This is a genomic window from Acidovorax sp. CF316, from assembly GCF_000276605.1.
Taxonomy (GTDB): domain Bacteria; phylum Pseudomonadota; class Gammaproteobacteria; order Burkholderiales; family Burkholderiaceae_C; genus Acidovorax.
Genome location: NZ_AKJX01000243.1, coordinates 1 through 5621, shown reverse-complemented (window position 1 = coordinate 5621; position 5621 = coordinate 1). Strand labels below are relative to the sequence as shown.

Genomic DNA, 5621 nt, shown 5'->3' with positions numbered 1-5621 from the left:
TGGGGTACGTTTCTTTGGCGAAGCAAAGAAAGGTACCTCGGCCGCCGGGCCGAGACCCGGCCTCCGCCCTCAGCAGAGGCATGCTGTCAAAACGGCCACGCCGGGCGCACACCCCGGCCTCCGCCCTCAACAGAGGCATGCGGCTTACAAAGAAGCACCGGGCATCCAAACCAAAAACTCGTAAACCCCCAACCTCCTCACCGCGTTGAAGCCAAGGACCTACAACACAACACGGGAGGGAATACTGCACATGACCACCACGACCTACACCGCGGACAACACCCCAAAGAACAAACGGCTCGTCCCCATCGCCCTGGCCGGCATCGCCATCGCCGCCGGCGCAACGCTCTACGCCTCCCCCTACTGGGCCCTGCACTCCCTGTCCAACGCCGTGCGCGACAAGGACGCTGCCCGGGTGTCCGAGTACGTGGACTTCGTGCTGCTGCGCGATTCGGTCAAGGAGCTGCTGAGTGCCCGCATGGACGCCGAGATGAAGACCCGCGGCGTGCCGGACGACAACCCGTTCGCCGGCCTGGCGCAGACCTTTGTGAAAGGCATGCTCAACCAGGCCGTCGATGCCATGGTCTCGCCATCGGGCGTGGTGAAGCTGTTGCAGCAGCGCGGCGATACCGCACGCCCGGTACCTTCGCCCACCCCCTCGGGTGGCGGCGGCAACAACAACCAGGGGGCCCAGGCCGGCAAGCCGCGCTTCCAGGTGGACTACCAGAACTACTCGACCGTGCATGTCAGCCCGGAGGGGCGCGAGGTGGGCTTCGTGTTTCGCCGCTATGGCCTGCTGTCGTGGAAGATGGTGGCGATCAACGGCACGCTGCTGGACAGGCCCGGGGCGAACTGAAGACCAGGCCGATCAGGCCGACCAGGGCGGCCTCACCGGCCCGTGATGGCCACCTGCGCGTCCCTCTCGCGCAGGCACTCCACCGTGTTCGCATTCACCCACTGGTACGCCACCCCATGCCCGCACACGAACTGTGCGGCCACGTGGCGGCGCTGCTCTGCGCTGGGCGGTTGTGCACGGGCTTGCTGCTGCTGCTGCTGCTGCTGCTGCTGCTGCTGCGCCATGGCCTCGCGCCGCAGCCCGTGCTGCGCATCCTCGTGCATGGCCCACAGCAGGGTGCCGAGGATGGCCAGGGCCCCCAGTGCGGTGGTGGCGATGGGGCCAATCAGCCGGTGCGCCCCGCGCGCTGGAGGCGGCACGGTGTGCTCGCCAATGTCCTGCAGTCCTTGTCCCATCACACTGCCTCGGTATGCGTCTCGGCCCAGGTACGGGCCAGCACCTCGACGGCCTCGCGCGCGAGCGCGTGGCCCTGCTGGGCGCAGGTGACCAGGGCGTGCATGGCGCGGGTGTCGTTGTCGCGGTAGTCCATGGCGGACAGCAGGCGCGCATAGTCGCCGCCGCGCGCCAGGGCCAAGGTGTCGCGGTGGGCGGCGTCCTCGGCGGCGTACTGAGCGTCGGACTCGGCCGCGCGGGCCTCGTGGTGGTGGCTGGCGTCGCGCACGGGGTCGTTGGCACTGCGGCAAAAGCGGTCCAGCACGGACGGCTGCGCCGCGGGCGGGCTGTCCGGCAGCGCACGCGGTTTCAGCGGCGGCCAGGACGCCGAGCCCGGTTGCGCGAGCGTGGCCGCGTTGGCAGCACCGGTGGCTGCGAAGTGCAGGGGGCCTGGTGGCGGTGGCAATGTCAACAACAACAACGGCGGGGCGGCATGGTGGTGCATGGGGGCTCCTGGTGGCTTGCTGGTGAGCACGTGGGCCGCCAGCGTGAAAGCAAAGGACTGAAAAAGGGCGGCAACCCCTGGCGCGTGCGGACGGTGGGGTCGGTTGGCGTCGCTGTGCGCCGGGGTTGCCATGGGGTCCATTGTTTAGTAATTTCTAAACTTAGTCAAGATAAAGCTGAACTAATGTTAAGCACAGTCTTGACCAACCTGGATCGCTGTGTCATGGCACAGTCCATTTGTTAAGGTTGCAATTAGGTAATTAACTAAATAAAATAAATCTGCCGGCATGCTTTCCACCAACCGCGCAATTCGACGAACACCCCAGAACAACCAGGCACGACAGCCAAGAAAAAGAGAGCCGGAGCATGAACAGCACCACCGCCAACAGCGGCACTACCACCGCCACCCTGGGCCTTGCCCGGCCGGCATTGCGGCTGACGCGCGGGACGGCGACCTTTCCGTTTGTGGCGTTGCCCACGCGGCCGGGGGCCTTGCCCATCGAGGTGACCTTGTTGGCCCGCCTGGGCCGGGGCGTGGGCACGGGCCTGTGCCGCGGCATGATGGCGCGCCAGGAGCAGCATGGGCGCTTCATCGACGCGCTGGACGAGCCCTCGGCCAAGCTGGGTGGCAGCGACTTTGCCAAGGGCGATGCGACGGCGCTGTACAGCTTTGGCGTGGGGCAGGGCGGGCACCCGTTCCACCGGCATGCGGGGCATCGGGTGTTCACGGCAGTGTCGGGCAGTGCGGGGGCACAGTTGCGCTTTTCCAGTGCCACGCCCGAAGAGATCACGCGTGACCCGGCGGCCTTCGTGCGGGCGCTGCGCCATGTCGATGTGCCGCCGGACTGCCTGTTCACCGTGCGCTTTTCGGGCGAGAACTGGCACCAGTTCGTGCCGCGCGTGCAGGGCGCGGGGCACCCGGCGTTCTTTGCCCTGTCCACCCACACCAATGAGCTGGGCGGCGAGCTCAGCGCAGCGCTGCGCAGCAAGGTGCTGCAGGACCAGGGCGACATCCCTTCGTTGACCGAGCTGCTGCCTGGTGCCGTGCAGGCCCTCTTGGCCAGCGCGCCGGTGCGGGCGCAGCAGGTTCCCACCACGGTGCTCTCGCTCGGCGAGCGGCCGGGCGGGTGGCTGGCGGCTGCGTGCGGACACTACCGCGCGCTGGCAGGCAGAGTGGGGCATGCGTTGGCGCCCCTGCAGGGCGGTGGCTATGTGAGCGAGCTGCGGCCCAGCCGTGTGCAGGAGCAGCAAGGCCTGCCGGCCGATAGCCTGCTGCGCCAGGCGCTGGCAGGCCGTACGCTGCACCACGAGGACCGCTTCACGCTGGTGGCCGCGCGCCAGGCAGGTACTGCGCCGGACGCTGATGCCCTGCTGGCCAGCCTGCTGGGCAGCTTCCTTGCGAACCGGCACCCGGGCGTCACGCGCATGATGGCAGTGCGTAACGTGATCGTGCGCCCGCTTGGGCTGCGCCGGTCACCGCTGGCCTGCCCGGTGTCCTCGCTGCAGCCGCCCTCGGCAGGGCAGGCTATGCCTGATGGCAGCCCGCTGTTTGCCGGCCGCTACCCCGTGCATGCCAGCCAGGTGGCGGCCGACGGGCGCAGCGCGCAGGTGCTGCTGGGAGCGGACGACCGGCACCTCGCGTTCCGCTCGTGCGTGGGCGTGCGCTGCCTGGACGATGGCCGCGTGGAGTACTCGCTGGCCACCCGTGTGGCCTGCCGCAATGCTTTCGGCCGCTGGTACATGGCGCTCATCGAGCGCACGCACCGCCGCTACATTGCGCCGCACCTGCTGCAGGTGGCGGTGGAGGGAATGGAGGGGCGTTAGGCCTGGGTGGCGACCGGCTGGCTGATTGGCTGACGGGCTGCCACACCGAGGGATATAGTGGACGCCTGCAATGACCCGGCACCTAGTGGCTCGCTGTGGCCGCTGCGCTGTGCGGCCAGACAACAGGAGGAGTGCTGATGCCGGTAGGCTTTGTCGCCAATGCAGTGTCTGCCGCCGAGGACGACGATGGGCTGCTCATCGTGACGCTCGGGGCGCCGTCCATCGAGGACGAGGACTATTACCTGATGCTGCAGCACCTGGACGAGTACGACGCCCAGGACATCGCATTGGGCATGGACCAGCCCTACATCGAGTACTGCGGCCAGGGCTGGTCCTGGTACGGCCACATCGTGTCCTTCACCCTGCACCGCGACCGCGTGGACGTGCAGATGGACGGGCACGCCGCGCAGGAGATGGACAACGATGGCCGGATCGAGGTGCGCTTTGACCTGGCCGAGCCGCAGTTCCAGGCGTTGCGAGCCGCCTTGCAGCGCACCTTTGCGGGGCGCGCGTATTTCCACGAAGCGGTTTGAACTGCGCCTGCCGCCTGTGGGAATGAAGGGGTGACTGCCGCCGTGCGGCGCTCGGTCAGCGCTTGCCGCTGTAGCGCAGCGTGTCGAGCGCCAGCGCGAAGCCGGCCTCAGTGGCTTTGGCGTATTCGGTGGCGACCTGGGTCATGATGATGGCGGTGGTCCCGCCCAGGTCGGCCTTGAAGAAGCGCGCCTCGTGCGGCAGCTTCTGCCCCAGCATGCTGATCACGAAGCGCTGCGAGACGCCCTTGTTCTCCTGGCCCGCCACGTTGCGGGTGATGGGCGCCGTGGTGGAGGGGCCGAACTGCAGTTGCTGGGCGACTGCGCTGCTGCTTTTGGCGGATTCGGCGCGGTTCTTGGCCGTGGTGGCGGCGAAGGCCTCGATGCTCTGTGCCTTGAGGAAGGGGCTGAACAGCAGGGTGACGACGGCATCGTCGGGTCCTTCGAGGTCGATGCTGCGCAGGCGGGTCTCGTCCTGCGCGACCGAGTCCTCGGTCACCTTCCAGCCGGCGGGGTGCTCGAAGCTCACACCGTCCTTGGTGTAGGTGACATTGGGCGCGGCCAGCGCGGGCTGGACCAGGCTGGCGGCAAGCAGCAGGCCCAGGGCGGCGGCGGCCGCAGCGTGGAAGCGGCGGCGTGTGGCCAGGGCGAGGGTGGCGTGAAGGGGCGTCGGGGCTTGGGGCATGGTGCGTAGGTGGGTGGTTCGGTCGGTACAAGAAGGAAGAGAGGTTCGGGTGCGCGGCAGCGGCCGGGCCCCGTCAACGCTTGGCGCGGTAGCGCAGCGTGTCCATCACCCGGCCCAGGGCGGTTTCCATGAGTTTGGCGTCCTCGGCCAGCGACTGGGTCATGATGTTGACGCTGCTGCCGTTGCCTGCATCGATGGCGAAAAAGCGCGATTCGAGCTGGATGGCGACGCCCTCCGAGACGTAGCCAAAGCGCTGCAGCACGCCCTTGATGTCCTTGCCGCCTACGCGCCGGGTGATGGTGCTGGAGGTCATGCCCGTGGGGGTGATCTTGTCTGGCCCTTCCAGCGCGGCCTGGCCCTTGTCCATCTCTGCACGGTGTTCGGCGGCGCGCGTGGCCAGGGTCTCGATGTTCTGGCCCGTCATGAAGGGGATGAGCATCAGGTGGATGCTCGCGTCCTCGGGTCCTTCGAGGTCGATGCTGCGCATGCCGGCGCCATTGGGCTCCACCTCGTCGAGCGCGACTTTCCAGTCGGCGGGGTGCTGAAAGCTCACGCCCGCCTTGTTGTAGGCCTTGGGGGGTGCGGCGTGGGCTGGTTGGGTCAGGCCCGCCAGGGCGATGGCCATGGTGATCAGCAGGGCCAGGGTTGCTGCGGTGCGGTGCAGGAGGGTGGTGGGTGCGGATGGGGGGAGGGATGCAAGTTGCATGGGGGGAATTGGGGGCTTGCCAGGGAGGGAGTGGGTGGATTCTCGCATTGGGGGCTGGGGCTGGACTGGGTAATTGGGTGCTGCATGCCTTTGCAAGGGGCGGGGGCCGGGATGTGCGCCCGGCGGCGCAGGAACTTTCTCTTT

Annotated in this window: 7 protein-coding genes; 3 read left to right on the top strand and 4 right to left on the bottom strand. The window is 68.0% G+C overall.

The window, feature by feature from the left end:
- The first annotated feature begins 250 nt into the window (after positions 1-250).
- Positions 251-856: a DUF2939 domain-containing protein gene (locus tag PMI14_RS28490; RefSeq protein ID WP_007860126.1), complete on the top strand. Its 606-nt coding sequence runs from the start codon at positions 251-253 to the stop codon at positions 854-856.
- Between the two features lie 32 nt (positions 857-888).
- Here PMI14_RS28490 and PMI14_RS28485 read toward each other — a convergent pair whose 3' ends face one another.
- Together PMI14_RS28485 and PMI14_RS28480 are read right to left on the bottom strand one after the other, a co-directional pair.
- The gene (locus PMI14_RS28485) at positions 889-1251 is read right to left on the bottom strand and encodes a hypothetical protein (RefSeq protein WP_007860125.1); all 363 of its coding nucleotides are present in this window, start codon (positions 1249-1251) and stop codon (positions 889-891) included.
- Positions 1251-1733 (bottom strand): hypothetical protein, encoded by a 483-nt coding sequence (locus PMI14_RS28480; protein ID WP_007860123.1) that lies wholly within the window; start codon positions 1731-1733, stop codon positions 1251-1253. The genes PMI14_RS28485 and PMI14_RS28480 overlap by 1 nt, the downstream gene beginning before the upstream one ends.
- A 365-nt stretch (positions 1734-2098) precedes the next feature.
- Here PMI14_RS28480 and PMI14_RS28475 point away from each other — a divergent pair, with 365 nt between their 5' ends.
- Together PMI14_RS28475 and PMI14_RS28470 are read left to right on the top strand one after the other, a co-directional pair.
- Complete coding sequence (locus PMI14_RS28475; RefSeq protein WP_007860120.1) at positions 2099-3556, top strand: DUF2867 domain-containing protein; 1458 nt, start codon at positions 2099-2101, stop codon at positions 3554-3556.
- 137 nt (positions 3557-3693) lie between these two features.
- Positions 3694-4089, top strand: a complete 396-nt coding sequence (locus PMI14_RS28470; protein ID WP_007860118.1) for an Imm10 family immunity protein — start codon at positions 3694-3696, stop codon at positions 4087-4089.
- A 55-nt stretch (positions 4090-4144) separates the two neighbouring features.
- On the opposite strand, the gene PMI14_RS28465 is transcribed toward PMI14_RS28470, so the two are convergent.
- On the bottom strand, positions 4145-4771 hold the full coding sequence (locus PMI14_RS28465) for a hypothetical protein (protein WP_007860116.1): 627 nt from the start codon (positions 4769-4771) through the stop codon (positions 4145-4147).
- A gap of 73 nt (positions 4772-4844) precedes the next feature.
- On the bottom strand, positions 4845-5477 hold the full coding sequence (locus PMI14_RS28460; RefSeq protein WP_007860114.1) for a hypothetical protein: 633 nt from the start codon (positions 5475-5477) through the stop codon (positions 4845-4847).
- Between the last annotated feature and the right edge of the window lie 144 nt (positions 5478-5621).

Coding starts and splice junctions, on each gene's coding strand:
- PMI14_RS28465 (WP_007860116.1), bottom strand. CDS start 4,771: ATGCCCCAAGCCCCGACGCCCCTTCACGCCACCCTCGCCCTGGCCACA.
- PMI14_RS28490 (WP_007860126.1), top strand. CDS start 251: ATGACCACCACGACCTACACCGCGGACAACACCCCAAAGAACAAACGG.
- PMI14_RS28460 (WP_007860114.1), bottom strand. CDS start 5,477: ATGCAACTTGCATCCCTCCCCCCATCCGCACCCACCACCCTCCTGCAC.
- PMI14_RS28470 (WP_007860118.1), top strand. CDS start 3,694: ATGCCGGTAGGCTTTGTCGCCAATGCAGTGTCTGCCGCCGAGGACGAC.
- PMI14_RS28480 (WP_007860123.1), bottom strand. CDS start 1,733: ATGCACCACCATGCCGCCCCGCCGTTGTTGTTGTTGACATTGCCACCG.
- PMI14_RS28485 (WP_007860125.1), bottom strand. CDS start 1,251: ATGGGACAAGGACTGCAGGACATTGGCGAGCACACCGTGCCGCCTCCA.
- PMI14_RS28475 (WP_007860120.1), top strand. CDS start 2,099: ATGAACAGCACCACCGCCAACAGCGGCACTACCACCGCCACCCTGGGC.